Annotated in this window: 29 protein-coding genes and 1 tRNA gene; 16 read left to right on the top strand and 14 right to left on the bottom strand. The window is 68.7% G+C overall.

All coding sequences use genetic code 11. The features are described 5' to 3' along the window. The first annotated feature begins 45 nt into the window (after positions 1 to 45). From C3E87_RS05670 to C3E87_RS05650, 5 genes are all read left to right on the top strand, one after another. The gene (locus tag C3E87_RS05670) at positions 46 to 1,644 is read left to right on the top strand and encodes a PHB depolymerase family esterase (RefSeq protein WP_076060442.1); all 1,599 of its coding nucleotides are present in this window, start codon (positions 46 to 48) and stop codon (positions 1,642 to 1,644) included. Between the two features lie 112 nt (positions 1,645 to 1,756). Further along, positions 1,757 to 1,999 (top strand): DUF2249 domain-containing protein, encoded by a 243-nt coding sequence (locus tag C3E87_RS05665; protein WP_076060440.1) that lies wholly within the window; start codon positions 1,757 to 1,759, stop codon positions 1,997 to 1,999. Positions 2,000 to 2,225: 226 nt separating this feature from the next. Beyond that, a complete protein-coding gene (locus tag C3E87_RS05660; RefSeq protein ID WP_158069047.1) occupies positions 2,226 to 3,113 on the top strand; it encodes a serine/threonine-protein kinase in 888 nt (295 codons plus the stop codon). A gap of 1 nt (position 3,114) precedes the next feature. After that, positions 3,115 to 3,543, top strand: a complete 429-nt coding sequence (locus tag C3E87_RS05655; RefSeq protein ID WP_076060435.1) for an HIT family protein — start codon at positions 3,115 to 3,117, stop codon at positions 3,541 to 3,543. Between the two features lie 25 nt (positions 3,544 to 3,568). Continuing rightward, positions 3,569 to 4,429: an exodeoxyribonuclease III gene (locus tag C3E87_RS05650; RefSeq protein WP_076060433.1), complete on the top strand. Its 861-nt coding sequence runs from the start codon at positions 3,569 to 3,571 to the stop codon at positions 4,427 to 4,429. On the opposite strand, the gene C3E87_RS05645 is transcribed toward C3E87_RS05650, so the two are convergent. Both C3E87_RS05645 and C3E87_RS05640 read right to left on the bottom strand, forming a co-directional pair. Beyond that, positions 4,426 to 5,211, bottom strand: coding sequence for a TspO/MBR family protein (locus C3E87_RS05645; protein ID WP_076060431.1), 786 nt, complete (start codon positions 5,209 to 5,211; stop codon positions 4,426 to 4,428). The genes C3E87_RS05650 and C3E87_RS05645 overlap by 4 nt on opposite strands. 79 nt (positions 5,212 to 5,290) lie before the next feature. Then, positions 5,291 to 6,190, bottom strand: coding sequence for a MerR family transcriptional regulator (locus C3E87_RS05640; RefSeq protein ID WP_255362905.1), 900 nt, complete (start codon positions 6,188 to 6,190; stop codon positions 5,291 to 5,293). Positions 6,191 to 6,292: 102 nt separating this feature from the next. Between C3E87_RS05640 and idi the strand changes: the two genes are divergently transcribed. From idi to C3E87_RS05625, 3 genes are read left to right on the top strand one after another with little or no spacing between them, the layout of a single operon-like run. Further along, positions 6,293 to 7,948: an isopentenyl-diphosphate Delta-isomerase gene (gene idi, locus C3E87_RS05635; protein WP_076060426.1), complete on the top strand. Its 1,656-nt coding sequence runs from the start codon at positions 6,293 to 6,295 to the stop codon at positions 7,946 to 7,948. Next, entirely contained in the window at positions 7,945 to 9,414 is a 1,470-nt protein-coding gene (gene crtI / locus C3E87_RS05630) for a phytoene desaturase family protein (RefSeq protein WP_076060424.1), read from the top strand. The genes idi and crtI overlap by 4 nt, the downstream gene beginning before the upstream one ends. Further along, positions 9,414 to 10,301, top strand: coding sequence for a phytoene/squalene synthase family protein (locus C3E87_RS05625; RefSeq protein ID WP_076060422.1), 888 nt, complete (start codon positions 9,414 to 9,416; stop codon positions 10,299 to 10,301). The genes crtI and C3E87_RS05625 overlap by 1 nt, the downstream gene beginning before the upstream one ends. Here the strand turns inward: C3E87_RS05625 and C3E87_RS05620 are convergent, their stop codons facing one another. From C3E87_RS05620 to C3E87_RS05590, 7 genes are read right to left on the bottom strand one after another with little or no spacing between them, the layout of a single operon-like run. Continuing rightward, complete coding sequence (locus tag C3E87_RS05620; RefSeq protein WP_076060420.1) at positions 10,302 to 11,810, bottom strand: FAD-dependent oxidoreductase; 1,509 nt, start codon at positions 11,808 to 11,810, stop codon at positions 10,302 to 10,304. It lies immediately after the preceding gene. Next, entirely contained in the window at positions 11,807 to 12,523 is a 717-nt protein-coding gene (locus C3E87_RS05615; RefSeq protein WP_083665430.1) for a class I SAM-dependent methyltransferase, read from the bottom strand. Before C3E87_RS05615 ends, C3E87_RS05620 begins: the two co-directional genes overlap by 4 nt. After that, on the bottom strand, positions 12,520 to 12,837 hold the full coding sequence (locus tag C3E87_RS05610; RefSeq protein WP_076060415.1) for a lycopene cyclase domain-containing protein: 318 nt from the start codon (positions 12,835 to 12,837) through the stop codon (positions 12,520 to 12,522). The genes C3E87_RS05615 and C3E87_RS05610 overlap by 4 nt, the downstream gene beginning before the upstream one ends. Next, positions 12,830 to 13,165 (bottom strand): lycopene cyclase domain-containing protein, encoded by a 336-nt coding sequence (locus C3E87_RS05605; RefSeq protein WP_076060413.1) that lies wholly within the window; start codon positions 13,163 to 13,165, stop codon positions 12,830 to 12,832. Before C3E87_RS05605 ends, C3E87_RS05610 begins: the two co-directional genes overlap by 8 nt. Positions 13,166 to 13,193: 28 nt before the next feature. Further along, positions 13,194 to 14,375 (bottom strand): cytochrome P450, encoded by a 1,182-nt coding sequence (locus tag C3E87_RS05600; RefSeq protein ID WP_076060411.1) that lies wholly within the window; start codon positions 14,373 to 14,375, stop codon positions 13,194 to 13,196. A 51-nt stretch (positions 14,376 to 14,426) separates the two neighbouring features. Continuing rightward, positions 14,427 to 14,723 carry a co-chaperone GroES gene (locus tag C3E87_RS05595; protein ID WP_076060408.1) on the bottom strand — a complete coding sequence of 99 codons (297 nt, stop codon included), beginning with the start codon at positions 14,721 to 14,723 and terminating at the stop codon, positions 14,427 to 14,429. 23 nt (positions 14,724 to 14,746) lie between these two features. Next, a complete protein-coding gene (locus C3E87_RS05590) occupies positions 14,747 to 15,070 on the bottom strand; it encodes a DUF3618 domain-containing protein (protein ID WP_076060406.1) in 324 nt (107 codons plus the stop codon). Between the two features lie 107 nt (positions 15,071 to 15,177). On the opposite strand from C3E87_RS05590, the gene C3E87_RS05585 reads away from it, so the two are divergent. From C3E87_RS05585 to C3E87_RS05560, 6 genes are all read left to right on the top strand, one after another. Further along, complete coding sequence (locus C3E87_RS05585) at positions 15,178 to 15,657, top strand: peroxiredoxin (RefSeq protein ID WP_076060404.1); 480 nt, start codon at positions 15,178 to 15,180, stop codon at positions 15,655 to 15,657. After that, complete coding sequence (locus C3E87_RS05580; RefSeq protein WP_076060402.1) at positions 15,650 to 16,303, top strand: YigZ family protein; 654 nt, start codon at positions 15,650 to 15,652, stop codon at positions 16,301 to 16,303. Before C3E87_RS05585 ends, C3E87_RS05580 begins: the two co-directional genes overlap by 8 nt. Positions 16,304 to 16,469: 166 nt before the next feature. Continuing rightward, the gene (locus C3E87_RS05575) at positions 16,470 to 17,243 is read left to right on the top strand and encodes an amino acid ABC transporter ATP-binding protein (RefSeq protein WP_076060399.1); all 774 of its coding nucleotides are present in this window, start codon (positions 16,470 to 16,472) and stop codon (positions 17,241 to 17,243) included. A 42-nt stretch (positions 17,244 to 17,285) separates the two neighbouring features. Then, entirely contained in the window at positions 17,286 to 18,137 is an 852-nt protein-coding gene (locus tag C3E87_RS05570) for a glutamate ABC transporter substrate-binding protein (RefSeq protein ID WP_076060397.1), read from the top strand. Positions 18,138 to 18,209: 72 nt separating this feature from the next. Continuing rightward, complete coding sequence (locus C3E87_RS05565; protein WP_143570909.1) at positions 18,210 to 18,890, top strand: amino acid ABC transporter permease; 681 nt, start codon at positions 18,210 to 18,212, stop codon at positions 18,888 to 18,890. Then, positions 18,887 to 19,768, top strand: coding sequence for an amino acid ABC transporter permease (locus tag C3E87_RS05560; RefSeq protein WP_076060394.1), 882 nt, complete (start codon positions 18,887 to 18,889; stop codon positions 19,766 to 19,768). Before C3E87_RS05565 ends, C3E87_RS05560 begins: the two co-directional genes overlap by 4 nt. On the opposite strand, the gene C3E87_RS05555 is transcribed toward C3E87_RS05560, so the two are convergent. Together C3E87_RS05555 and thpR are read right to left on the bottom strand one after the other, a co-directional pair. Further along, positions 19,750 to 19,831 (bottom strand) — tRNA-Leu (locus C3E87_RS05555). The two genes, C3E87_RS05560 and C3E87_RS05555, sit on opposite strands and share 19 nt — an antisense overlap. A gap of 21 nt (positions 19,832 to 19,852) precedes the next feature. Further along, complete coding sequence (gene thpR, locus C3E87_RS05550; protein WP_076060392.1) at positions 19,853 to 20,431, bottom strand: RNA 2',3'-cyclic phosphodiesterase; 579 nt, start codon at positions 20,429 to 20,431, stop codon at positions 19,853 to 19,855. A 72-nt stretch (positions 20,432 to 20,503) separates the two neighbouring features. Between thpR and C3E87_RS05545 the strand changes: the two genes are divergently transcribed. Together C3E87_RS05545 and C3E87_RS05540 are read left to right on the top strand one after the other, a co-directional pair. Beyond that, positions 20,504 to 21,808, top strand: a complete 1,305-nt coding sequence (locus tag C3E87_RS05545) for a DUF2254 domain-containing protein (RefSeq protein WP_076060389.1) — start codon at positions 20,504 to 20,506, stop codon at positions 21,806 to 21,808. Positions 21,809 to 21,887: 79 nt separating this feature from the next. Further along, a complete protein-coding gene (locus C3E87_RS05540) occupies positions 21,888 to 22,286 on the top strand; it encodes a VOC family protein (protein WP_076060386.1) in 399 nt (132 codons plus the stop codon). Positions 22,287 to 22,298: 12 nt separating this feature from the next. Here the strand turns inward: C3E87_RS05540 and C3E87_RS05535 are convergent, their stop codons facing one another. The 3 genes from C3E87_RS05535 to C3E87_RS05525 are packed head-to-tail and all read right to left on the bottom strand — an operon-like array spanning position 22,299 to position 25,005. Further along, a complete protein-coding gene (locus C3E87_RS05535) occupies positions 22,299 to 23,666 on the bottom strand; it encodes a DNA polymerase IV (RefSeq protein WP_076060383.1) in 1,368 nt (455 codons plus the stop codon). A 41-nt stretch (positions 23,667 to 23,707) separates the two neighbouring features. Next, positions 23,708 to 24,193: a dihydrofolate reductase gene (locus tag C3E87_RS05530; protein WP_076060381.1), complete on the bottom strand. Its 486-nt coding sequence runs from the start codon at positions 24,191 to 24,193 to the stop codon at positions 23,708 to 23,710. Further along, entirely contained in the window at positions 24,190 to 25,005 is an 816-nt protein-coding gene (locus C3E87_RS05525; RefSeq protein ID WP_143570908.1) for a DUF1707 domain-containing protein, read from the bottom strand. The genes C3E87_RS05530 and C3E87_RS05525 overlap by 4 nt, the downstream gene beginning before the upstream one ends. Position 25,006: the final 1 nt, after the last annotated feature.

Here is a 25,006-nt window from a genome sequence, read left to right as displayed (position 1 = left end):
TCGGGGGAAAACGACCGGTAACGAACCACACACAGAGAGATCACAATGAAGAGATTCCTCACAGTCGCCATCTCGCTCCTGATGGCCTTCACATTCATCGCCCCCGCGCGGGCGCTCGACATCCCCACCAGCAACAACGTCCACACACTCCAAGCCGGCGAGTTCGCGTCCGTCGATGGCTGGTACTCCGGCGAGATCACCGTCGGCTGGCACGGCAACGCCAACAACTCGGCAGAGCTCACCTGGGCCGGCAACGGCGGCGACGTCGTGGTCGCCCCGTACGCCGTCGACAGCAACCAGCAACGCGAAGGCGCGCTCGACGTGCGGATCCAGCAGACCACCCAGGAACAGAGCGTCGTGTTCACGATCACGAAGGTCAACGGGAAGACCATGACCGCCACTGTTGTCGTTCCGCCGCTGTACAGCGGACCGATCGGCTACGAGGCGCTCCGCACTTCGAGCAACCCGGGCTACTACTACTCGGGCGCCATCATCGACCTCGGCGCAACCGTCAGCGCCGATGCGATCGACAAGGACACGTTCTCAGCCAAGGCCAGGATCACCGAGGCCGACGGCAGCGTCCAGGGCAGCTTCGGCAACTTCGGCTGGGATCCGGAGAAGGAGAGCTACGCCCTCGGCGACGGCTGGGCCCAGTGGAACATCCTCGACGCCTACGTCGTGGACGCTGACGGCAACCCCGCCGAGCAGGGCCAGTACGTGAAGCTGGAGATCGAGTGGAACACCCGCACCGAACCCAACGGCGCCAGCAGCGCCAACCGCTACGACGTGCCGGCCACGCGGGCGGCCTGGTACACCATCAACGGGCTGATCGCTTTCGCCAGCATCGAGTTGGACATCACACAGCAGAAGGCCATCGCTGGTCTTCACGAGAATGATTACGTGCAGGGCGACACCCGTCACGATCCCATCTTCGACCGGTTCGAGGTCGCGGATGCGCCGGGCGGCGGCACCTACTCGCTGTACACCCCGGCCAACGCGAGCGAGGAGAACCTGCGCCCGCTGTTCGTCTGGTTCCACGGCACCGGTGAGCGCTTCCACGGCACCAACCCTGGCGCCAACCTGATCGGCAACCGGGCGCTCGCCTTCGCCGACACCGAGTTCCAGGACGCTCTCGACGGGGCCTACGTGTTGGCTCCGCAGTCCACCACGACGGGCTGGGGCGCGCACAGGCTGGCCGACATGGAGGCCCTGATCGCCACGATCATCGCCGACAACAACGTCGATCCCGACCGGGTCTACGTGGGCGGCCTGTCCATGGGCACCGCCATGACGACACCGCTCATCACGTCGCAGACCGAGAACAAACTCGACTTCGCCGCCGCCATCCTCACCTCCGGCGGCAACCTCAATGCCGAGCAGGCCGCGATCGTCGCGGCCAAGGGTTTCCCCGTCTACCTGGTGGGCAACACGTCCGACTGGGCCGCCGCCTCCCAGCCCGCGACGCTCGCGAACCTGCTGGCCGCCGGCGTGGACGCCCAGATGGCCCGCTACCCGGTGGGCCCCGTGTATGACGGTGAGCACTACTTCGGCGCTCACGACTCGTGGAACTACGTGTACAACAATCTCGTGGTCGACGATGAGGGCGAAACCATCTTCGAGTGGATCGCCAACCAGAGCCGATGAACCCCGAACGGCCAGCCGACCATCACCCCCGAGATGGCTGGCCGGCCGTTCCTCTGCTCGAAACCGCGGACCCCCCTGCATTGTTACCAGCAACCTGTACTAATCTCGGGACATGACGCAAACACCCGATCTGGACGTCCGCGAACTCGCCCCCGCCCAGCGCCACTCGACCATCTTCGGCACCTGGTCCGCACTGCCTCCCGGCGAGGCCTTCATCCTCGTGAACGACCACGACCCCAAGCCGCTCTCCTACCAGTTCGCCGCTGAGCACCCGGGCGAGTACACCTGGGACTACCAGGAGAACGGCCCCGAGGTGTGGCGCGTGAAGATCGGCAAGACCGACAAGAGCGCCTGACTCGGCAGTCCGGAACACACGGGGAGATTCCTGCCACATCGCCAACATATGGTCCGATGTGGCAGAAATCCCCCTCCGAATTTCAGGACTTGTTGTCCGGCGCAACAGCGGCTGACTAGCGAGAAGAGAACCGGGACTCGCTGACAGAATGCAAGTGAAAACACCCCTCCGGGTTATACTCAGGAAGATCCGATACCTCGCCACGAGGGTGGGTCGGGGAGGTGTCGTGCAACGACTACGGCCGGGACTGGTGCTCTCGGAGCGCTATCGATTGATCGGCCACGTCGCGTCAGGCGGCATGGGGCAGGTCTGGGAAGCTTTCGACGACGTTCTTGAACGCCGGTTGGCACTGAAGATCATGCACCCCCACACCCAGGAAGAGCTTGCGCTCGTGGAACGTTTCCGCGACGAGGCGCGCTTCGCCGCGCAGCTCACCCACCCCAACATCGTGACCATCCACGACTACCTCGAGGAAGACGGACTGTCTTGCCTGGTGATGGAGTTCGTCGACGGACCCACCCTGTACCGCATGCTCTCCGACGGTCCGCTGTCCCCGGAGATCACCCGAACCATCCTCTTCGAGCTGGCCTCGGCGTTGACCGTGGCCCACGAGGCCGGCGTCATCCACCGCGACATCAAGCCGGCCAACGTGCTGGTCCCGGAAACCGGGGCCAAGCTCACCGACTTCGGCATCGCCCGTTCGATCGACCGCGATTCGCGCACCCTCACCGGGCAGGTCCTCGGCACCGCCCACTACCTGAGCCCGGAGCAGGCGCTCGGCCAGCAGGTTGGCCCCGCGTCGGACATCTACGGGCTGGGCGTGCTCGCCCACGAGATGCTCACCGGCAAGAAGCCCTTCGACCGCACGAGCCCCATCGCCACCGCGCTGGCCCACGTGCAGGATCCGCCGCCGCCGCTGCCCGAGGGCACGCCGCCTGATCTCGAGTCGCTCATCACCGCCTGCATGGCGAAGGAGCCCGAGGAGCGGCCCACCGCTGCCCTGGTGGCGAAACTGCTCGAGCCGGAGACGGTGCCGGTGGCCAGCGAAGAAGAGTTCGACCCCGACGCCACGGCGGCCCTCCCCGCCCTCCCGCGGCGCGCCGTCACCATCTGACATGGTCGCCTCCCCGGGCGTCGACATCGTGTGCGGCCTCGCGGCTGGGCAGGTCGAGGCGGAGGTGGTCTACCGCGACGAGGGCATCATCGCCTTCCTCGACCACAGGCCGGTGTTCAAGGGCCATGTTCTCGTGTGCCCCGTCACGCACGTCGAAACGCTTCTGGAGCTGCCCGGGGAGGAGATCGCTCCCCTCTTCGCCGCCGTGCAGCGCGTGGCACGAGCGGTGGTCGAGGCCCTCGGCGCGCAAGGCAGTTTCACCGCGATCAACACCGTCGTCAGCCAGTCGGTGCCCCACCTGCACGTGCATGTGGTGCCCCGCACCAAGGGCGACGGACTCCGGGGCTTCTTCTGGCCCCGCACGAAATACGCCGACGGCGAGGCCGCCCGGTACGCGGAGCGCCTTCGCACCGCACTCACCACCCCCTGACGCACGACGGCGGTAGCCTCGAGGGGTGAGGATCGCCACCTGGAACGTCAACTCCGCCAAGCAACGGATGCCGCGGCTGCTGCCCTGGCTGGAGGCCCGCCGGCCTGATGTCGTCTGCCTGCAGGAGACCAAACTGACCGACGACGCCTTCACCGATCTCTTCGCCGCTCCCCTGGCCGAACTGGGGTACGAGGCGGCCCACCACGGGCTGGGCGGGTTCAACGGCGTCGCGGTGTTGTCCCGGGTGGGCATGGAGGACGTGGAGCGGAACTTCCACGGCCAGCCCGACTATCTCGGCGCGACGGAGGGCCGGGCCATCAGCGCAACCTGCGCCGGCATCCGCATCCACAGCCTGTACGTGCCCAACGGCCGCACCGTGGGCTCAGACCACTACGCCTACAAGCTCGAGTGGCTCGACGCGCTGGCCGCCGCCGTCGCCGCCGGGCCTGCCGAGGTCGCGCTGTGCGGCGACATGAACGTGGCACCCAGCGACGCGGACGTGTTCGACCCGTCGGCCTACGTCGGACACACCCACGTGACCGCAGCTGAACGTGGGCGGATCGACGCGTTCGGGCTGGTGGACGTCGTGCGGGCCCGTTGGCCCGAGCACGAGCGACTCTTCAGCTACTGGGACTACCGCGCCGGGATGTTCCACCAGGACCTGGGAATGCGCATCGACCTGGTGCTCGCGTCGCAACCGGTGGCGGACAGGGTCGCGGCCGCCTGGGTGGACCGCGCCGCCCGGAAGGGCAAGGCGCCCAGCGACCACGCCCCCGTCATCGTCGACCTCGACGAGGCCTACGACGGCGACATCGGCCCCGTGGTGCCCCCGCCGTCGAACCCGAAGCGTGTGGGCAGGACGAGGCTGCCCCAGTCGCGCGACTAAGCTGCCGACGTCCTGAGCACGGGCCGGCGACGCAGCAGGAAGGCTGCCGCGACGACGATCAGCGCAGCGACGACGGCGGAGATGCCCACCAGCGTCGACTCAGGCGCATCACCGAGGCGCGCGATGGCGATCCACGTCAGACCCCAGCCCGCGGCCGCGGCCACTGCGAGCCGACCGCCGAACTGCCACGCGAACAGCGCGCCCAGACCGGCGGCAGCGGCGAGCACGACGACGGCGATCACCTGGTCTGCCAGCGCGCCCACGGACCAGCCTGAGGCATCGCCGGCGGCGGCGACATTGGCGCAGGTCGCGACGGTGACCCAGCCCAGGTAGAGGCCGAAGGTGCCGTCGACGACGATCCGCTCAGCCGTGCTGGCACCCGGAATGGCCGTGAGGCTACGCACGATGAAGCCCAGCACGAGAGCCAGGACGGCGATCACCAGCACGCTCACCCAGATCCAGCCGACCTGCGTCACGAGGATCCACGCAGCGTTGAGCAGCATCGAGGCCCCGGCGAGCAAGCCGGTGGCGCGGGCCCGCTCCGACGTCTTGTTGGCCGGCAGCCACTGCCAGATGGCATACGCGAACAGGCCGATGTAGATCACCGACCAGATGGAGAAGGCGGGGCCGCCGGGCGCGAGCAGCGTCGCGTCGGCAGACAGCGCACCACCCGATGACTGCTCGACGGGGGTGCCGACGACGCCGAAACCGAGCAGCGTGCCGTACACGCAGAGCACGGCGGAGACGGTGACCCAGAGTTGGCGGAGAAGGTCGCGGTTCATGATGTGTCCTCGTTCTGTGGGGTAGATGTCACCACAGTAGCCCAACCGGAGGGTCTTGTTCAATGTTTGTCTAAGGTTGCTACGTTCGGCCGGCCACCAACGCCCGGTGCAATACCTTCGCCGCTTCGGAGGGGGCGTCGGGCAGCGACTCGGCCCCCTCCACTTCCGCGCGTCGCGAGCCGCCGGCCCAGACGCTCACCGGTGGCGCGATGCCTGCCAGGCGACTCACCACCTCCTGCGCACCATCAGAAGGCTTCTGCACTGACGTGACGCCCACGACGGCCGCCCGGGCGCGGTGCTCGCGGGCCGCCCTCTCCCACTCGGCCGCGGGGACGTCCGCACCCAGGTAGACGACATCGGCACCGAGACGCCGCAGGCAGGCTGCGAAGGCGAACAGCATCAACTCATGACGCGCCCCGGGCGGCAGGCCCACCAGGACCTTGCCCGGGGTGGTCGGCGGGCCTGCCGCCTCGAAGGCGCCGGCGATGGTCCGCATGAGCGCGGCGCTGGCGAAGTGCTCCGCCGCGACACCCAGTTCGCCGCTCGCCCAGGCCTCGCCCAACTCCCGGAGGCCATCCGGCAGCCACACGTCGGCGAACGCCTCAAAGCCCTCGACGGGGGCCGCAGCGGCGATGGCAGCATCCAGCGCTACGACGTCGAGGCGTGCCGCGGCCTCCACCATGCCCCGCCACCCAGGGAAGGCGCTGACCGCGGCACCCGGATCCCGCACCTCGGCCAGCAGGGTCGCGGCAGCGCGCGAAGCGGGCACCCCGGCCCCAACCAAGGCCGCCATCTCCCGCAGCACAGCTACTTGTTCGTCGCTGTACAGGCGGTAGCGGCCCTCGGATCTCGAGGGCTCCACGATGCCGTACCGGGATTCCCAGGCACGCAATACCGCTTCCGAGACACCAGTGAGCCCCGAAACCTGTTTGATTGTGTACACCTCTGCTCCAGACTGAGGAGGAACGCTTGTGACCATAACGCTAGCAAGCCTTGGACAAACATTGAACACCGGCCTTGCCTGCATCTCACTTTCCCGTTAGAGTCTCATCAACCTTAGACAAACGTTAGACAGGTCGCGATGTCAATTCACACTTCGGTTCAGAGCACGTCGAGCCCCTCCACCCCGGACGAGGTCATCCTCCTCGACGAGGCGGGCCGCCCCGTCGGCAGCGCAGACCGCCTCGCCATCCACACCGACTCCACTCCGCTACACCTGGCCTTCTCCACATACCTCTTCAACGCCGCTGGGCAGGTGCTCGTGACCCGCCGTGCGCTGTCGAAGAAGACCTGGCCAGGCGTGTGGACCAACTCGGCCTGCGGTCACCCCCGGCCCGGCGAGCAGATCGAGGACGCCGCCCGCCGCCGGATCCGCGAGGAGATCGGGCTGCACGTCGGTCCCCTCGTATCGCTGCTGCCGCAGTTCCGCTACCAGGCCACGGACGCATCGGGCATCGTCGAGAACGAGATCTGCCCCGTCTTCGCCGCCTTCGTCGGCGACGAGGACCCCGTGGCGAACCCCGAGGAAGTGGCCGAGTGGGCCTGGATCGACTGGGCAGACCTGCACCGCGCGATCGAGGCGACCCCCCACGTCTACAGCCCGTGGGCCGCTCTCCAGGTTCCGGAGATCAACACCCTCTTCCCCGGTGCCCACGACCTGCAGCACCGCTCCACCGCCGACCCCGACGCAGCGGTGGCCGAGGTTGACCAACTCATCGCCGCCGAACTCAACGCACTCGGCACCGAATGGGGCGCCCTCATCGGCGACCTCGGCGTCGACATCCTGGCCGACGACCTCCCCCAGTGGCTTGCCCGGCTCAGCTCCGGCGGCAAGCGCATCCGCGTGCGGCTGGCGTACTGGGGTTTCATCGCCGGCGGCGGCGCCCACGGAAGCGAGTCCTACCTCCGCCTCCTGCGGATCACCGCCGCCCTCGAACTCCTCCATCTGTTCGCGCTCATCCACGACGACGTGATGGACGAGTCCGATTCCCGACGCGGCCACCCTTCGGCCCACGTGGAGGCCGCCGACTGGCACCGCAACAGCTCCGCCGTCGGTGAGGCACGACGCTTCGGCGAGAGCCTGGCCGTCCTGTTGGGCGACCTCGCCCACACCGTCGCCGACAGGCTGGTCGACGGGCTCCCCCGCCGCCTGCGCGAGACGTGGTACCGGCTCTCCGTGGAACTCATCGCCGGGCAGCGCGCGGACCTCACCGGCGCCGTCGCCGGACGCTGGGACCGCCACCACGCCGAATCCGTCGCCCGCCTGAAGTCGGGGCGCTACACGGTGATGCGGCCGCTCCAGTTCGGCGCGATCGCCGCCGGCGCCTCCGCCGAGGCCGAGCAGGCACTGCTGGCCTGCGGCGAACTCCTCGGCCGCGCCTTCGCCCTCCGCGACGACTACCTGGGCGTGTGGGGAGACCCGCGCATCACCGGGAAGCCGGCCGGAGACGACCTCGTCGACGCGAAGGCCACCGTGCTGCTCTCCATCGCGCGGGAACGGCTCACCGGCCCCAGCCGCGACACTCTCGAAGCGCTCGGCACCGACGGGTTCGCCCGCAGCGACGCCCCGAAGCTCGCACAGGCCATGCGCGAGGCCGGCGTCGACGTCGAGCTGGAGAAGCTGATCGCCGACGACCTGGCCGCCGCCCTCGCCCACCTCGACGACGTGGGTCTGGCCCCCGCCGGCGTCGAGGGACTGCACGACGCGGCCCGCGCCGTCGCTTGGCGGGACGCATGAGCAAGAACGTAGTGATCGTCGGCGCAGGCCTCTCCGGCCTGTCCGCAGCCCTCCATCTGGCCGGCGCCGGCCACCGCGTCACCCTCCTGGAACGCGACGCGGTCCCCGGTGGGCGCAACGGGATCCTGGAGCGTGACGGCTTCCGGTTCGACACCGGGCCGGTGGTGTTCACCATGCTCAGCCTGCTCGAGGAGGCCTTCGCCGCCGTCGGGCGCAGCAGCCGCGACTATGTGAAGATGGCGCTGCTCGACCCCGCGTACCACGCCTTCTTCGCCGACGGCTCGCAGCTGCTGGTGCGCCCCGGCCATGAACTGATGCGCGAGGAGATCCTCGCCCAGTGCGGCCCGAAGGACGCCGCGGCGTTCGACCGGTTCGTCGCCTGGCTGAAGCGGCTCAACGACGTGGAGGTGCCCAACTTCATCGACACCAACTTCTCCTCCCCGCTGAGCCTCCTTCGCTCCCCCGCCGCGGCGCTGGAGTTGCTGCGGCTCGGGGCGTTCGGTCGCCTCGGCCCGGCCGTCTCCCGTCGCTTCGACGACGAGCGCCTCCACCGCGTGTTCAGCTTCCAGGCGATGTACGCCGGCCTCGCGCCGGCCCAGGCCTTGGCGCTGTACGCGGTGATCACGTACATGGATTCCATCGAGGGGGTGTGGTTCCCGGAGGGCGGGATGCACGCCGTCCCGCGCGCCATGGCCGCGGCCGCTGTCGACGCCGGGGTCGAGGTGCGCTACAACGCCACCGTCGAACGGGTGCTGCGCGGAGCCGACGGTGCCGTGACCGGGGTCCGGCTGGCTGACCACGAAGTGGTGCCCGCGGAAGCCGTCGTCGTGACGGCAGACCTCCCCGTCGCCTACGAGCGGCTGCTGCCCGACCTCCAGGCCCCGAGGGTCGCGCGGCGGGGCAAGTTCTCGCCGTCGGCTCTGGTGTGGCACCTGGGCGTGAAGGGCGACCTCCCTCCGCAGGCGGGCCACCACAACATCCACTTCGGACGCGCGTGGGACGAGGCCTTCACAGACCTCCTCAAGCGAGGCGTGCCCATGGCGGACCCCTCGCGCTACGTGGCGGTCCCGACCGTGCACGCCCCAGACGCCGCGCCCGCAGGTCACCACACGCTCTACGTGCTGGAGCCGGTGCCGAACCTGCAGGTGGGCAATCTGGACTGGGCGCTCGAAGGCCCCCGCCTGCGGGAACGCATGCTGCGTTTCCTAGAAGGCGCCGGCTGCCCCGTCGACATCGTCACCGAGGAGTTGGTGACCCCTGCGGACTGGGCGGCCCAGGGGATGGCGGCGGGCACTCCGTTCGCGCTGTCGCACGTCTTCTCCCAGACCGGTCCGTTCCGCCCGCGCAACGTGGACAAACGTGCACGGGGGCTCATCTTCGCGGGCTCCGGCACCACCCCCGGCGTGGGCATCCCGATGGTGCTCATCTCCGGCAAACTCGCCGCCCGACGTGTGGAGGAACTCTGATGGACCAGATGCTCGAGGCCGGCTACCGGCGATGTGGTGAACTGACCCGTCAGTACGGCACCACCTACTACTGGGGAGCGCTGCTCCTGCCTCCGTCGCAGCGCCGCGATGTGTACTCCGTCTACGCGCTGTGCCGGTTGGCCGATGACATCGTCGACGAGCCGGAGAGGGTGGACCTGGCGGTACCGCAGGACGGCACGCCTCCCGAGCGGCTCGACGCGTTCCGGCAGGTGTTCTTCACGGCACTGGCCTCCGGGAAGTCGTCGGATCCGGTGATGGCCGCGATCGCGGACAGCATCCGCCGCCGGGGCACGGACCCCGAATGCTTCGAGCGCTTCTTCGACGCCATGGCCCTGGACCTGCACACGGAGACGTGGCCCACCTGGGAGCGCCTCCGCGACGGCTACATGGAGGGCTCGGCGGCCGTGATCGGCGAGATGATGCTGCCGGTGCTCGAGCCGTACACCGTCGAGGCGAGGGAGCCGGCGCGCGCGTTGGGTCACGCTTTCCAGCTGACGAACTTCCTCCGCGACATCGAGGAGGACCTCGACCGCGGCCGCGTCTACCTGCCCCAGGCAGACCTGGCGAAGCACGGCGCAGATCCCTGGCTGCGCCGGGTCACTCCGCAGTGGCGGGCCATGATGGCCGAGCAGTTCGAGCGCAACCGCGCCCTCTACGCAGAAGCGATGACCGGGCTGCCCATGCTGCCGCCGGCGTCGCGCCGCTGCGTCGGCACAGCCCTGGTGCTGTACAGCCGCATCCTGGACCGCATTGAAGCCCGCGGCTACGACGTCTTCTCAGGTCGGGTCCGGGTGCCAGTGGGCGAGAAGCTCGGCGTGGTGGCGCGCACGCTCACCGTCGGCCTCCCCCAACCGACGCTGGCCTAGTCAGCGGCGGGCGCCGAGGAGCCCGCGCATCGGCACGGTCCACACGTCGTGGCCGGCTGCACCCCAGCCGGCCAACAGCTCGTTGGCAGCCAGGAAGCCCGTCGTCGCGGCCCGCTCCATGAGGGCCACCGGGTAGTCGCAGCGGAGCCAGTCGCCCGCCAACACGAGCCGGGAGTCCGGCGTCGTGACGCCTGGGCGCTCGCTCCAGCCCGAGGGGCCGATCAGCGTGCAGTCGTCGCGGATGAGCACCTCACGGGCCACCACCCCGGCCGTCGCCGTTTCGGGGAACACCCTGTGCAGTTCCGCCTCCAGCCGCTGCACCACGTCGTCGGCAGCGGCCCGGTCCTCCATGACGGCCGGGTCGCAGGCGTAGGCGTGCAACTCGACGACGGAACCGCCGTTGCTCTGGGCCCACTTCGCGGCACCGTCCTCGAAGCGTTCCAGCACCGAGACGTTGTCGAGCGGGCCGTAGCCCGACGTGCCGAGGAACGCGGGTCGGGTGGCCAGCACGGGCGTGTCGAGCCACAGGCGGACGACGGCGAAAGGCGGCGCGTTGTACGTGGCGGCCACGGAGTCGCGCCAGCCGGCGAGCCCCTCGCCGTCGACGGTCGCGGCCAGCGCGCGGGCGGCCCGTGGGTCAGCGGCGATCACGACGGCGTCGCCCTCGATGCGCTCAGACCCGACGGTCACGGCCGCGCCGTTGTCGCCCAGCTCGATGGAATCGACGGCGGCGCCGAACCGGACGTCGACGCCAAGGCCGCCGAGCACACGGGCCAGCGGGGCCCACAGGGCGGTGTCGTAATCGTCGTCCGGCACGTCGAAGAGCAGGCCCTCGGCGGAGCCCAGGAAGTAGGTGTGGAACATCGCCACCAGTTCCCCGGCGCCGAACTCGCGGGGGTCCGCGAAGAAGGAGCGCGCGAACACCTCGAGCGCCAGGTCGCGGGCCCCGTCGGGGAACCGGAGCCGGTCCAGGAAGGCCGCGGCGGATTCGCCGTCGTAGCGCTCATAGGTTTCGGGGAACTGCACCTGGAGCAGCTCGAGGGCCGCCGGGATGTGCACCTTGGCCAGCCCCTTGAGTGAGAAGGCGGGGCTGCGGGCGACGAACTGCAGCACAGACCACGGCGGCGTCTTCGCCAGGCCGGTGAACGAGTCGCGCAGCCCGTCCGGCCGCTGCAGGGGGTAGTCGTCGATGGGGACGAGGAACGACAGGTCGACATCTGCGCGGCGCAGCAGCCGGCGCAGGTTGTAGTACTGGCGGAAGAACGCGTGGAAGCCGCGGCTCATGGTGCGGCCGTCCTCCAGCGGCCAGGCGGCGACGCGCCCGCCCAGCCTGTCTCCGGCCTCGAACAGCGTGACGCGCACCCCTCGCTCAGCCAGCGCGGTGGCGGCCGCGAGGCCCGCGATGCCGCCGCCCACGACGATCGCGTGGCGGCCGCCGTCGAGATGACGGGCGCCGGCCTGCCCGGGATGGCGGACGGCGCGCTTGTCCCTGCCGGGGCGTTGGCTCATGGGGTTTCCTCCGGTTTGCGGGCGATGAAGGTGTGGAGCACTCCGCGCTGCCACCCTGCGGCCGTGCGGTGGGCGACATCGACGAACCCGGCAGCGCTCAGCCTGTCGGCGAACGTGGCCACCGAATCGAAGTCGATCACGCTGCGCCACAGGTAGCGGTACAGCGTCGGGTTGCCGTCGATGACGGAGCCCAGCGGGATGATCACCCCGCGGCTCACCGCGTCCCACACCCGACGCGAGGCGTTGTTGCCGTCCACCGAGTACTCCTGCACGCACAGCCAGGCTCCGGGGCGCAGCAGTTCGAACACCTCGGCCACCGCGCCGTCGCGCTGCTCCTCGGGCACGTTGCGGAACAGGTAGCAGGCCAGTGCGCCGTCGAAGGTTCCGCAGGCCCACCTGTCCAGGTTCAGCTCGCCGATGGTGGCCCGTTCGAACCGGACCTGCGGGGGCCAGCGCTTGGCGCGGGCGCGCTCCAGCATGCCGGGCGACGCGTCGAGGCCGAGGATGTAGGACCCCTCGGGGGCCGCCTCTGCCAACGCCTGCGTGGAGGCGCCGGAGCCGCAGGCCAGATCCAACAGGGCCTGGGGTTCACCGTCGAGCCGCGACGTCAGGGCCTCGGCCGCGCGGCGCAGTTCGCGGTGGTAGCCGGGGTTGAGCCGCACCATGAGGTCATAGCGGCGGGCACCGCGGTCGAAGGCCTCCGCCATGTTCATCCGGGCTCTCCCTTTCGTCGACCGAGCGTCACCCATACGAGCATTGTGAGGGTGAGCATGGCCCACCCGAAGCCGAAGTCCTCAACTGGGATGTCCCACGGGAACCGGATGCCGGAATGGTGAGCAGGGTTGTAGATCACGATGGGGTCTGAGAGCTTCGTGAGCCAGCCGTCGACCAGGGCCTGGAAGAAGAAGATGATGGCGAGCGAGATCCAGTACTGCAGCGAGCGGAACAGGCCGGTGCGCAGCCAGAAGGCCTCCAGGGCGATGACGGCGAGGATCCCGATGACGGTAAGGACCGTGTACTCAGGCATCGTCTTTCCTCCCGCGGAGGCGGCCAAGGACGTAGCCGACACCCTCGTACGTCAGCAGCCCGCAGATGGGGATGACCAGGAAGAACAGCAGCTCCTCGAGCGGAAGCACTCCGAGCATGATCCCCGTGGTGAAGCGCTCGCTGTAGGTCCAGTGGTCGCGCAGGATGCCCAGCACGTCCCAGGCGAGGAAGACCACGAGCATGGGGAGCATCGCGAGCAGCAACCGGAGGGGACGCCGGTAGACCCGGGCGCGGAGCACGAACTCGAGCGGCAGGGTGATCGCCACGCACGCGGCCATCAGGATCAGGTACTGGTAGCTGTCAGCCATCACTGTCACCCTAGAGGTTCGACAAACTTTATACAAGCAGTCGGAGGCCACGGAGTACGTAACCCTCGATGAGGTCGTCCCAGGTCAGCGTCGGCTCCTGCGCAAGACGGGGGCGGCGGGCTAGGAGACGCGTGAGCAACTCGTCGGTCTCGAAGATCGCCAGGGGCTGGCCGGGGCACCGATGGGCCCCGTCCCCGAAGGTCATGACGGCCTCGTCGACCCCGGGCGGAAGCTCGCGGGCCGGGCGGAGGGCGAGCGGCCCCTCCCCTACGGCTTGGGCGTCGGCGTTGACCTGCCGGACGCACACGTCGACGAGGTCGCCTGGAGCGATGGTGGCGCGCTGCTCCCCGTCGGTGATCTCGATCTCCTCCTGCGCCCGCCGGTAGAGGTGCCCGACGACGGGCTCCAGCCGGATGATCTCGTTGAGGATGGCGTGGCGCTCCACGCCCCCCGCGACCAGGTAGCGCTCCAGCAGCGCCGGAGTGGTGAGGAGGTGCCAGGCGGCCATCGTGATGAACTCGCGGGTGGTCACCATGCCCGCCGTGCCGTAGGTGACGCACTCCACCAGGATGTCAGCGTTGGTGTAGCCCTCGTCGATGAGGTGGCTGATGACATCGCCCTGGCGTTCCCGTCGACGGCGTCGCACCGCCGGCCGCACATCTGCCCCGTAGAACCTGGCGACGGGCACGAGCCCGCGCCAGGCAGCCTGCATCCATTGGCGACGGGTGCGGCCCAGGTCCTTGCGGGTGATGTCGAGGGGCGGTTGGCGGAAGAACGAGACGAGCCGGGTGGCCATCTTCTCCACCGGCGACTCCGTCAGCCCGACGATCCGCGACGTCACCTCGACGCTGTAGAGGAGCGCCAGGTCGTCGAGGACGACCTCTCCGGAGAGGCCGTCGACGTGCCGCGCGGCCGCCAGGGAGATGTGGTCGCCGTGGCGCTCACGCACCACCTTGGGCGCGAAGAACCGGCCCACCTTCGAGCGCTGCTCGTCGTGCAGGGGGCCGTCCGACATCAGGATGGGGTGGTGCTTGAGCACGCCCTTGGGGATGTACTCGGCGGTGAAGCCCGCCTGGGTGGTGGCGTGGCGGGCGCGCAACACCTGGCGGGCAGCTTCGAGGGAGCGGATCCGCCAGAGGTCTCCCACGCGCTCCAACCTGGGTTCGGTTGGCTCGCCCGGCTTGTGGGCGCGGCGCTGGTCGTCGGTCATTGCACCTCCTGTGACCCTCAGCCTAGGCGGCCGACGGACCGCGGGCGCAGGTCAGAGGTAGAGGCCGGTGCCACCGTCGGCCACGGAGGTGGAGGCGACGGCGTGGATGTCGCGCTCCCGCAGCAGCACGTAGGTGCGCGCCTGGAGTTCGACCTCCGCCCGGTCTTCGGGGTCGAAGAGCACGCGGTCGTCGGTCTCGACCGAGCGCACATTGGGGCCGATGGCCACCACCTTGGCCCAGGTGAGTCGCCTACCCATCTGCACGGTGGCTGGAATGAGAATCCCCCCGCCGCTGCGTCGCTCACCGGACACCGCGTCGACATCGACGAGGACCCGGTCGTGCAGCATTCGAATGGCCAGGTTGGGTTCGCTCACTTCTCGATCGCCCGACGCGCCTGCGAAGCCAGGCTGCGTCTGTTCGCCACCGACGAGACGGCCATGAAGAACACCACCGCCCCCACGACTGCGCCGCCGATCATCAGCAGACGGTCTGTGCGCCAGGCGCCGCTCTCGTCCTTGAACGACGACGTGGCGGTCTCGAACTCGGTCTTGGCGAACTCCTTGACCTGAGACACCGATTCGCGGGCGATGTTCTTCGGCTTCATCGACTCGACGGCCTCGGAGGTGGCGTTGGCCAGCTTCGCGCGGTTGGCGGCGAGGTCGACGCGGATCTCATCGACTGAACGGGTGCTCATAGAGTGCTCCTCGGTAGGTTCTCTGCCCTCCAGCCTATTGACACTGGGGCTCTCACGCCAGAAGACGCGGAGAACGGGCGCGGCGCCGCCGCACTACACTGGCGGCCATGACCGCACGTTTGACCACCGGAACGCCCGCTCCTGACTTCACGCTGCCCGACGAGGCCGGCAACGACGTCTCGCTCAGCAGCTTCGCGGGACGCTCGGTCATTCTCTACTTCTACCCCGCCGCCATGACGCCGGGCTGCACCACGCAGGCCGTCGACTTCTCGGCCTCGCTGAATGCCTTCCAGGACGCCGGCTACACCGTGCTCGGCTGCTCACCGGACGACGTGGACCGGCTCGCGAAGTTCAAGGCGAACTCCGACATCGAGTTCACACTGCTGGCAGACCCGGAGAAGAAGGTGCACAACCTCTACGGCGCCTACGGGGTGCGCAAACTGTACGGCAAGGAGATCGAGGGTGTGCTCCGCTCCACCTTCGTGATCGACGTCGACGACGAGGGCCACGGCCTGGTCCGCGTCGCGCAGTACAACGTGAAGGCCACGGGACACGTGGCGAAGCTGCGCCGCGAACTGGGTGTCTGACCACTTCCTGACCATCGACGCCCGGCCGGGGCACGGCGTCGACGTCGAACTCGAGATCAAGCGCTCCCGCTTCCTCACCCGTCTCAGGCGGGTGACGACCGAGGACGAGGCACGCGCGGTCATCGACGAGCGCCGCTCGGTGCACTTCAGCGCCAGACATCACTGCTCGGCGTTCGTGCTGGGCCCCGACGCGCGAACGGCGCGAAGCTCTGACGACGGAGAGCCGGCAGGAACCGCGGGGATACCGATGCTGCAGGTGCTGCAGAAGAACTCGCTGACAGATGTCGTGGCCGTGGTCACCCGCTACTTCGGGGGCATCAAACTGGGCGCAGGGGGTCTCGTGCGGGCCTACTCCGACGCAGTCGCCCATGCCGTGGACGCCGCAGGGATCCGGACGGTCCAGCTGTGCCGTCTGCTGCAGATCGACGTCGACTTCGCGTCCGCCGGCGGCATGGAGGACCAGCTCCGCGGCCTGGTGCTGCCGTCGGGCGAGGCGGTCGTCGTTGACGGCGTGGAGTGGAGCGACAAGGCGCACATCCGCGTGGCGGTGAGCGCTGGGCACGAAGAGGAACTGGCGACGGCGCTGGCGACGATGTCGGCCGGCGCCCTCACGGCAACCGGCATCGGCGAGCGCTGGGTCGGCTGATCAGACTGCCGTTCCTCTAGCTGCATGGGCGGAAGATCGATCAGACGGCCAACCCCAGCCCGAGGAGGTACTGCCGTGCCCCCCCCACCCGCGGACCAAGGTCACGATCCCGTTACAAACACGGCCTATGCCTGCGAGTGACCGGCTAGGCAACTAACTTGCCTCCATGACCGACACCACTTCGACACGTGACTCGGGGCTCGGCCAGCCTCTCGTCGTGCTCAAGGACGTCAACAAGCACTTCGGGGAACTGCACGTCCTGAAGGACATCAACCTCACCGTCAGGGAGGGCGAGGTCGTCGTGGTCATCGGCCCGTCCGGCTCCGGCAAGTCGACGCTCTGCCGGACCATCAATCGCCTGGAAACCTTCGAGTCCGGCTCCATCACCATCGAAGGCACGGAGTTACCTGAAGAGGGAAAAGCCCTGGCGCAGTTACGCGCAGACGTGGGCATGGTCTTCCAGAGCTTCAACCTCTTCCATCACAAGACGATCCTCGAGAACGTCACGATGGGCCCCATCAAGGCCCGGGGCGTCAAACCCGCCGTCGCGAAAGAGCGGGCGATGGAACTGCTCAAGCGGGTCGGCGTCCAGGAACAGGCCCACAAGTACCCGGCGCAACTCTCCGGCGGCCAGCAGCAGCGCGTCGCGATCGCCAGGTCGCTCGCCATGGAGCCGAAGGTGATGCTCTTCGATGAGCCCACGTCGGCGCTGGATCCGGAAATGATCAATGAGGTCCTCGACGTCATGACCACACTGGCCCAGTCAGGGATGACGATGATCGTCGTCACCCATGAGATGGGCTTCGCCCGCAAGGCCGCCGACAGGGTTGTGTTCATGTCGGACGGCGCAATCGTAGAGGAGAACACCCCGGAGGAATTCTTCACCAAACCCCAGTCAGCCCGAGCCAAGGATTTCCTCGGCAAGATCCTCACACACTGAGAACCCTTCCCTTCACCACAGACTTTCAAAGGAGAAAGATCCATGCGTAGGACCACTTACCGAATCGCCGCCATCGCGGCGGCGGCTGCACTCGCCCTCACCGCCTGCGGCGGAGACGGCAACGACACCGGCACCGACACCGGTGGCGACGGCGCAAACAGCGGCACCATCAAGATCGGCACCAAGTTCGACCAGCCAGGTCTCGGCCTCCAGGAGGGGGGCGAGATGTCCGGCTTCGATGTCGACGTGGCCAAGGCCGTCGCCGAGAAGCTCGGCTACTCCGAAGACCAGATCGAGTGGACCGAGTCGCCGTCGCCCCAGCGCGAGACCATGCTGGAGGCCGGCACCGTCGACTTCATCGTCGCCACCTACTCGATCACGGATTCACGCAAGGAACGCGTCCAGTTCGCCGGCCCCTACCTGGTCGCGGGCCAGGACCTGCTGGTGAAGGCCGATGACGACACCATCAACGGGCCTGACGACCTCGAGGGCAAGATCCTCTGCTCGGTGTCGGGTTCGACCCCTGCTGAGCGCGTGGCCGAGGAATACCCGGGCGTGCAGCTGCAGGAGTACGACACCTACTCCTCCTGCGTGGACGCCCTGGCATCGGGCAGCGTCGACGCGCTGACCACCGACGACTCGATCCTCGCCGGCTACGCCGCCCAGGAGCAGTGGGCCGGGCAGTTCCGCGTGGTGGGCCAACCCTTCAGCGAGGAGCTGTACGGCATCGGGGTGGCCAAGGAGAGCGAGCTCTGCGAGCAGATCAATGAGGCGCTCGTCGAGCTGTTCGAGGAGGGCGCCATCGACGACGCCATCGAGAACAACCTGGGGCCGGCCAACTACACGCCGAACCCCGACACCAACCCCGCCGAGCCGGGCGGCCACTGCGACTGACGCATGACCGGGCGCGACGGGTGCCCCACCCACCCGTCGCGCTCTCCCATCCACATCTGACGAGGAGGTGCCGTGCTGGAACTCATCGAACGCTTCAACTTCCTGGGAGCGGTCTGGCTGACCCTGCAGCTCACCCTGTGGGGCGCGCTGCTGGCGTTCGTGCTCGGCACCATCGTCGCCATCATGCGGCTGACGCCCGTGCGGGCGTTGAACTTCGCAGGCTCGGTGTACGTCAACGTGTTCCGCAACACCCCGCTGACACTGATCGTGATCGCAGCGAACCTCATCCTGTGGAACCAGCTGGGCCTGCAACTCGCCTCCCGCGAGTCGGCCACCTACATCATCGACACCAACATCCGGCTGGCCATCATCGCGCTGGCGGTGTACCACGCGGCGTTCGTGTGTGAGGCACTTCGCTCCGGCGTCAACACCATCCCCGTCGGGCAGGCCGAGGCGGCGCGTTCCATCGGCCTGACCTTCAGCCAGAACCTGCGCCACATCATCCTCCCCCAGGCGCTGCGCGGCGCCATCACCCCGCTGGGCAACGTCCTCATCGCGCTCACCAAGAACACGACGGTGGTGACGGCCATCGGTGTGGCCCAGGTGTCGCACTCCATGGCGCGCATGATCGAGTTCCGCTCAGACGTGATCATCCTCATCTTCGGCCTGGTGGCCCTCACCTTCGTGGTGCTCACGCTGCCGATGGGGCTGCTGACCGGCTGGCTGTCGAAGAAGCTGGCGGTTCGTCGGTGAACAGCGCAGCCGCCCTCTTCGACCCGCCCGGCCCCAGCACCCGCCGTCGGCACCTCATCTACGCCTCCATCGGAGTGCTCATCATCTTCGGCGCCGGCGCCTGGATAGTGCTGACCCTGTGGAACGCGGGCCAGATCACGCCAGACCGCTGGCTCCCCGTGTTCACCGTCGAGGCGTGGCAGCAGTACTTCCTGCCAGGCATCCAACAGACCGTGCTCGCCGCCGCCCTCAGCATGGTGTTGGCCTTCATCTTCGGGCTGATGTTCGCGATGGGTCGCATGTCGGACCTCAAGGTGCTGCGGTGGCTCTCGTCAGTCATCGTCGAGTTCTTCCGCGCCGTGCCCGTGCTAATCATGATGCTGTTCGTCTTCTACCTGCTGACATACAACACGGACCTGGCGGGTCCATCGCTCAGCTTCACCGCGGTGGTGGTGGGCCTCACCTGCTACAACGGCGCGGTGATCGCCGAGGTGGTGCGCAACGGCGTCGGTTCACTCCCCTCGGGCCAGCGTGAGGCGGGCCTGTCCATCGGCCTGACATCCAGCCAGACCCGCCGCATGATCCTGGTGCCGCAGGCCCTGACGGCGATGATGCCCACGCTGCTCAGCCAGCTCGTCGTCGTCCTCAAGGACACCGCGCTGGGCTACATCATCCTGTACCCCGAGCTGCTGAACCGGGTGCGCCAGATGGGCAACCGGTTCGGGAATCTGACGGTGACGTTCGTGGTGGGCGCGGTGCTGTTCATCCTGCTCAACCTGTTGGTGACCAGCCTGGCCCAGTTGGTGGAGAAGCGGCTGAAGCAGCGCGGCAAGACGGCCGGGGGCATCACCGCGGCGCAGCCGGCGGCCACAGAACTGAGTACGCAAGAAGGGACTTGAACCCTCACGCCCGAAGGCACAGGAACCTAAATCCTGCGTGTCTACCAATTCCACCACTTGCGCAAGCGAGCTAGATTCTAGCCGCTACGCGTAGGGATCGGCCACGGGCCGTCCCAGCGCGAAACGCGCGGCCACCTCATAGCCGAAGCCGTACCCGGTGCTCCGGGATTCGATGAGCACCAACTCGTCGGCCGTCCAGGACCAGCCGGGGAACGAGTCCAGCACGGTCAACCAGCGGGTGGCCTGTACCCCGCGACTGTTGCGGGCCAGCGTGAGGTGCCCGATGAATCTGCTGCCGTCGACGTCGATCCCCGCCCTGGAGGCGGCCCTGCGGCAACTCGCGGAGAGCGACGCCAGGGGCTCGTGGCCCACGGGCACCCCCAGGCCGATGATGCGGGCCCTGGCTGGGTCGGGGAACGCGATACCCCCGGCGACGCGCACCTCGAACGGCTGCACACCCGCCGCGACCTCCGCCAGGTGGTCCTCCAGGTATTCATCGCGCCCGACGCCCACGTGGCCCATGAACGACGTCGTCAGGTGCCACCCCTCGGGGCGGGTCCAGCGCAGGTCACGGTCAGCCTCGCGGCGCGGGGCCACGTAGCTGTCCAGCTCCTGGATCACCTCTGGCGGCGGCAGCACCGCCGTGAACATCCGCTTCGACATACCTCAACGCTACTTGGCCTCTCCTGAACCTGTCTGCGGTAGCGTCGAACGACGACGACGAGGAGGACTCCCGTGGGCCGAGTACGAGCGTTCCTGACCAGCATCCCGCAGCGCTTCTGGTTCGTGCCCGCCCTCTTCATCGCCGCCGCGATGGTGGTGGCCCAGACGCTCGTCGCCGCAGATCGTGCCTCGCTCGAACTCCCCGGCTTCATCCGGAGCTTCCTCTTCGACACCGGCGTCGACGGCGCCCGCGCCATCCTCGCGTCCGTCGCGGCGTTCCTGGGCGTGGCCGGCACCGCGTTCTCCATCACGATTTCGGTCATCAGCACCGCGTCCACCACCTACGGCCCGCGCCTCGTGCGCAATTTCATGCGCAACCGCGACAACCAGGTGGTGCTGGGGGTGCTGACGGCCACTTTCGTCTACACGCTGCTGGTGCTGCGCACCATCCGATCGGACAGCGACGCGGGCGCGGCGTTCGTGCCCCACCTCGCCGTCAACGCGGTGATTCTGCTGGGCATCATCGATGTCTTCCTGTTCGTCTGGTTCATCCACCACATCGCGAGTTCGGTGCAGGTGGAAACCATCTCCGAAGGCGCCCGCCTGGACTTTCAGAGGGCGGTGGGGCGCAACTGGCTCGACCCTGAAGCACCGGAGTACGACAGCATCGACGCCCCCGCCCACGGCGGGGCGGTCCTCGGCTCCCCCATCGGCGGCTACCTCACCCACGTCGACGGGCGCTCGCTCGCGGACGCCGCCACGGAAGCGGGGGTATCGGTCCGGCTGCTGAAGCGGACCGGCGACCAGGTGATCGAGGGCGAGCACATCGCCCAGGTGTGGCCGGCAGAGCGTGCTGAGGGGATCGAGCCACACCTGAGGGACCATCTCCGCACCGGGCCCAGCCGTTCCACGGAGCAGGACGTGCGCTTCGCGGAGCAGCAGATCGTCGAGTTGGCCGTCCGCGGCCTGTCGCCGGGCAACAACGACCCCTACACCGCCGTCAACGCCATCCAGCAGGTGGCCTCCGGAGTCCTCACCGTCGTCGGCCGCGCCGAGAGCGCCAACGTGGTGGTCGACGAGGACGGCGCACCGCGGCTCTACCTGCGCCCCGTGTCGATCGGGGAGATCGTCGACACGCCCTTCGACCACATCCGCCCCTACGCCCTCGGCGCCCGCATCGTGTTGGAGGCGCTCGTGGACCTGGCCGCCCGGATCCGGGTGGCCGCCGTCGATCCAGAGGTCGCCCGCCGCGCTGACCTCCACGTCGACACCATCCTGAGCGAAGCAGAGCTCGGCGTACGCGACACCGCCGTGCTGCGGAGCTACGTGGAGACCAGCCGGGCGGAGAGCACGCTCACGCCGCCGACCCAGCTTTGACCCGGGCCACCTGAAGGAATCATGACGCCTGAACCCCGGGCGTCGTAGCGTTGGAAGCCCCTTCCGGAAGGAACCGTCCATGCTTCGAATGAGCCCCTACATCGCGTTCAACGGCCAGGCCACCGCCGCGCTGGAGTTCTACCAGTCGGTCTTCGGCGGCGAACTGACGACCACCCCGTTTGCGGACTACAGCTCCGCCCCTGAACTGGAGCACAAGATCATGCACGGCCAGCTCGACACCGACGGGTTCACCCTGATGGCCGCAGACACCCCGACGAATGATGCGCCCGAGGAGAAGGGCAACACCACCATCGTGATCTGGGGCGAGGACTCCGAGACCGGTCGCCGGTGGTTCGACGCGCTGGCCGAGGGTGGCACGGTGGGCACGCCGTTCGAGCAACAGATGTGGGGCGACCACTACGGCGACCTCACGGACCAGTTCGGCGTCGAGTGGGGCCTCAACATCGGCGCCAGCTAGGCAGCCGCTGTCTCAATCAGCGTCCTCGTCCGGCAGCGGGAAGGCGAGCGGCTCAGGGTCTGCCGGGTGTAGTGCCGGATCGTCGACGGGGAACGTGGCGATGCGGCCGCGCCCGCTGTGTCGCGACTCGAACCGCACCGTCACCCGCCCCAGGCCGGATCCCCAGACCCAGCCGCGGCCGTGCTCGTCGTGCTCGACGTCGGCGCCCGGGTAGAAGCCACCCTGCCCACGCACCCCGCTGAGGGGGATCGCCCCGGTGTCGTCACTGGCCACCGTCTGCTCGGTCACGTCGACGGCGCCGCCGGCGCCGGCCGCAGACCCGGGTCCGAGGTCGAAGAGCTTCTCCTGCGCGGCCGTCACGAAATTGGACACGCCGATGCCCAACAGCCGCACGCCCGCGCGGATGTCCACATCGCCGAGGAGGCTGATGCCTTCGGCGGCGATCTCGGCGCCGTCGGCGGTGGCGCCCCCGAGGCTGCGGGCGATGGTGCGCGTCGTGAAGTCGGCGAACCGCACCTTTAGGGTGACAGTGCGCGCGAAGAAGCCGGCCCGCGTGAGCCGTCGGGCCACGTCCGCCGAGTCGCGGCGCAGGATCTGTTCCAGTTGGCCGCGGTCGGTCAGGTCGACGGCGAACGTGTCCTCGGTGGAGATCGATTTCGGGTCGCGTTGCGGTTGCACACGCCTCGGGTCGCGGCCCCAGGCGAGTTCCGCGAGGCTCTCCCCCGCCGACTGGCCGAGTTCCCTGACCAGCTCCTTCCGGTCGGCCCCGCGCAGGTCTTCGATGATGTGCAGACCTATGCCGACGAGCCGCTGCTCCGTCGCTGGGCCAACGCCGGGGATGGCCCGCACCGCCAGTGGCGCCAGGAAATCCAGTTCCTCCTCGGGCCGCAGGATCCGGTGGCCGTTCGGCTTGGCGGCCTCGCTGGCCAGCTTGGCCAGGAACTTCGCGGAACCCACCCCCACCGAGGCGGTAAGCCCTTCCGTCCGCCGCTCCAGCTCGGCGCGCAACCATTCGACGCGCTCGCCCAGTTCGTCGTCGGGCCAGCCGCTGGGTTCGAGGTCGACGAAAGCCTCATCGAGGCTCAACGGCTCCACCAGGGGCGACACTTCACGCAGGAGCCCCATCACCACCCGCGACGACGCCCGGTAGGCCTGGAACCGGCCGCCGAGGAAGGCCGCGTGCGGAGCCCGCCGTCGCGCCTCGGTGCCGGACATCGCGGAGCGAACGCCGAACTTCCTCGCCTCGTAGCTCGCCGTCGCCACCACGCCTCGCGGCCCCGAGCCGCCCACGACGACGGGCTTGCCCCGCAGGGACGGCTTGTCGCGCTGCTCGACGGCCGCGAAGAACGCGTCGAGGTCAAGGTGGAGGATGCGGCGCATGGAGATCCTCGGGGGTCTCTGACCAGCCGGTGCCGGCTGGCTCAGGAACCGGCGGACGGGGTCGGGCGGTACTGGGCGAAGTCGTAGCCCTGGTGCACCTCGCGGCTCACCTCGGTCCATTCGTTGCGGGAGATCAGCGGGAACTTGGCGACGCCCTCCGGCTCCTGGTGCACGTGCGTGATGTCGAGCTCCGTCAGGTACGGCCACGCCCCCGCGTAGATCTCGCTGCCCCCGCCGACGTAACAGATGCGCTCCGGCGTCTCCGCGGCCAGGTCGAGCGCTTCGGTGATGGAGTGAGCCACCTCGACGCCGTCGTCGCGCCACTCGGGATCGCGCGTCACGACGATGATCCGGCGGTCCGGCAACGTCCGGCCGATCTGCTCGTGCGTCTTACGCCCGAAGATCAGCGTGTTGCCGCTGGTGACGGCCTTGAAGCGGCGGAAGTCCGGCGGGATGTGCCACAGCATGTCGTCACCGGAACCGATGACCCCGTTGTCTGCCACTGCCGCGATAGCGACGATTCTCACGGGTTCTCCTCCAGAGCGATCAGGTTTCCGTCAACGTCGTACTGCGCGGTGCCCAGCGGGTGCGCGTCCTCAATGGCGAGCACCGTCACCAGTGCCGTGGGACTCCCGCGATCCGTGAACACGAGCTCGACGCGGTCGGCATGGCCGTATCCGCCCAGGTCCATCGGCGCCTGCTCGATGCTCATCATCACCAGCGACTGCCAGGGCTCCAGCTCCACGGCGGGCGGCACCTCGGCCTCAGACCCCTCAGAGATGACCATGGGCCGGTCGATCCGCCGGCTGAAGGCCCGCAGTTCACCAGGCGACCTCGGTGACATCGCCGTCCCCGTCACCCCGCCGATCTCGACGGTGAACTCACTGATCAGCGTCAGGCCACGCTCCTGCAGCGTGAAGAAGGTCTCCTCGATTGCCCCGTAGTCCATCGCATAGGTCTCGACGTCCCCACCGCCCATGGAGGGCTGGGGCCAGACCTCCTCCATCATCGGTCCCCCCATCATGGGGTCACCCAACCGGGCGCCGAACACCAAGGCCGCGATGCCACCGACGCCGACCACTGCAGCCGCGGCGAGCCCGCCGATCAGCAGCCCCCGTCGCCCTAGGCCGGCCGGCCGGCCGGTGCGGGTGCCCTCCCGGTACCGCGGCTGCGGCAGCCCGTCGAAGGCGCGCAACGCGTCTCCGTGGCTGGTCGACTGAAGCACCACGTCGCGGCGGGCCTCGAAGTCGGCGTCGTCCAAGAGTCCGTCGGCGTAGTGCTGCGCCAACCGGTCGAGATAGGCGTCGCGCTCCGGGAAGTGGGGGCGCAGTTCACTCATG

It is taken from the genome of Tessaracoccus sp. ZS01 (assembly GCF_022342445.1).
In the GTDB taxonomy this organism is placed as follows: Bacteria; Actinomycetota; Actinomycetes; order Propionibacteriales; family Propionibacteriaceae; genus Arachnia.
The sequence above is the reverse complement of the archived record's forward strand: the minus strand, read 5'-3'. Positions and strand labels throughout refer to the sequence as shown.

Coding starts and splice junctions, on each gene's coding strand:
- C3E87_RS05600 (WP_076060411.1), bottom strand. CDS start 14,375: ATGACCGACGACCAGCGCCGCGCCCACAAGCCGGGCGAGCCAACCGAA.
- crtI (WP_076060424.1), top strand. CDS start 7,945: ATGAGCAAGAACGTAGTGATCGTCGGCGCAGGCCTCTCCGGCCTGTCC.
- C3E87_RS05620 (WP_076060420.1), bottom strand. CDS start 11,810: ATGAGCCAACGCCCCGGCAGGGACAAGCGCGCCGTCCGCCATCCCGGG.
- C3E87_RS05535 (WP_076060383.1), bottom strand. CDS start 23,666: ATGCGCCGCATCCTCCACCTTGACCTCGACGCGTTCTTCGCGGCCGTC.
- C3E87_RS05610 (WP_076060415.1), bottom strand. CDS start 12,837: ATGCCTGAGTACACGGTCCTTACCGTCATCGGGATCCTCGCCGTCATC.
- C3E87_RS05640 (WP_255362905.1), bottom strand. CDS start 6,190: ATGGTCACAAGCGTTCCTCCTCAGTCTGGAGCAGAGGTGTACACAATC.
- C3E87_RS05645 (WP_076060431.1), bottom strand. CDS start 5,211: ATGAACCGCGACCTTCTCCGCCAACTCTGGGTCACCGTCTCCGCCGTG.
- C3E87_RS05570 (WP_076060397.1), top strand. CDS start 17,286: ATGCGTAGGACCACTTACCGAATCGCCGCCATCGCGGCGGCGGCTGCA.
- C3E87_RS05590 (WP_076060406.1), bottom strand. CDS start 15,070: ATGAGCACCCGTTCAGTCGATGAGATCCGCGTCGACCTCGCCGCCAAC.
- C3E87_RS05625 (WP_076060422.1), top strand. CDS start 9,414: ATGGACCAGATGCTCGAGGCCGGCTACCGGCGATGTGGTGAACTGACC.
- C3E87_RS05575 (WP_076060399.1), top strand. CDS start 16,470: ATGACCGACACCACTTCGACACGTGACTCGGGGCTCGGCCAGCCTCTC.
- C3E87_RS05655 (WP_076060435.1), top strand. CDS start 3,115: ATGGTCGCCTCCCCGGGCGTCGACATCGTGTGCGGCCTCGCGGCTGGG.
- C3E87_RS05525 (WP_143570908.1), bottom strand. CDS start 25,005: ATGAGTGAACTGCGCCCCCACTTCCCGGAGCGCGACGCCTATCTCGAC.
- C3E87_RS05595 (WP_076060408.1), bottom strand. CDS start 14,723: ATGCTGCACGACCGGGTCCTCGTCGATGTCGACGCGGTGTCCGGTGAG.
- idi (WP_076060426.1), top strand. CDS start 6,293: ATGTCAATTCACACTTCGGTTCAGAGCACGTCGAGCCCCTCCACCCCG.
- thpR (WP_076060392.1), bottom strand. CDS start 20,431: ATGTCGAAGCGGATGTTCACGGCGGTGCTGCCGCCGCCAGAGGTGATC.
- C3E87_RS05540 (WP_076060386.1), top strand. CDS start 21,888: ATGCTTCGAATGAGCCCCTACATCGCGTTCAACGGCCAGGCCACCGCC.
- C3E87_RS05585 (WP_076060404.1), top strand. CDS start 15,178: ATGACCGCACGTTTGACCACCGGAACGCCCGCTCCTGACTTCACGCTG.
- C3E87_RS05670 (WP_076060442.1), top strand. CDS start 46: ATGAAGAGATTCCTCACAGTCGCCATCTCGCTCCTGATGGCCTTCACA.
- C3E87_RS05605 (WP_076060413.1), bottom strand. CDS start 13,165: ATGGCTGACAGCTACCAGTACCTGATCCTGATGGCCGCGTGCGTGGCG.
- C3E87_RS05665 (WP_076060440.1), top strand. CDS start 1,757: ATGACGCAAACACCCGATCTGGACGTCCGCGAACTCGCCCCCGCCCAG.
- C3E87_RS05615 (WP_083665430.1), bottom strand. CDS start 12,523: ATGAACATGGCGGAGGCCTTCGACCGCGGTGCCCGCCGCTATGACCTC.